4 tRNA genes are annotated in these 536 nt (G+C 45.7%); all 4 read left to right on the forward strand.

What is annotated here, in order from left to right:
- The first annotated feature begins 31 nt into the window (after positions 1–31).
- The 4 genes from MHZ36_RS14255 (at position 32) to MHZ36_RS14270 (ending at position 399) form a co-directional block, all read left to right on the forward strand.
- Positions 32–120, forward strand: a tRNA-Leu gene (locus MHZ36_RS14255).
- A gap of 12 nt (positions 121–132) precedes the next feature.
- Positions 133–209 (forward strand) — tRNA-Arg (locus MHZ36_RS14260).
- Positions 210–236: 27 nt separating this feature from the next.
- A tRNA-Pro gene (locus MHZ36_RS14265) sits at positions 237–310 on the forward strand.
- A gap of 13 nt (positions 311–323) precedes the next feature.
- Positions 324–399 (forward strand) — tRNA-Ala (locus MHZ36_RS14270).
- Positions 400–536: the final 137 nt, after the last annotated feature.

Consider the following 536-nt stretch of genomic DNA (forward strand, 5'->3'; position numbering starts at 1 on the left):
TTCGAATCCCGTCTTCTGCTCCATTATTTTTGCCGGGGTGGCGGAACTGGCAGACGCACAGGACTTAAAATCCTGCGGTGAGAGATCACCGTACCGGTTCGATTCCGGTCCTCGGCACCATCTTTTAAAATAGCGCCCGTAGCTCAACTGGATAGAGTGCTTGACTACGGATCAAGAGGTTATGGGTTCGACTCCTATCGGGCGCGCCATTTTAAATTAATCACTACAATTATATACGGGAAGTAGCTCAGCTTGGTAGAGCACTTGGTTTGGGACCAAGGGGTCGCAGGTTCGAATCCTGTCTTCCCGACTCTTTTAAAAATGGGGGCTTAGCTCAGATGGGAGAGCGCCTGCTTTGCACGCAGGAGGTCAGCGGTTCGATCCCGCTAGTCTCCACCATATTTTTAAATTATCCAAATGAACATTGAAAACTGAATCGCAATATGTCAACGTTAATTCCGAACACAACGATAATTCGTTGGTTCAAAAACGTGTTAATGATAACACAAATTAGTATTTTATGAGCTAATCAAACA

This window comes from Staphylococcus sp. ACRSN (assembly GCF_022346615.1).
Lineage (GTDB): Bacteria > Bacillota > Bacilli > Staphylococcales > Staphylococcaceae > Staphylococcus.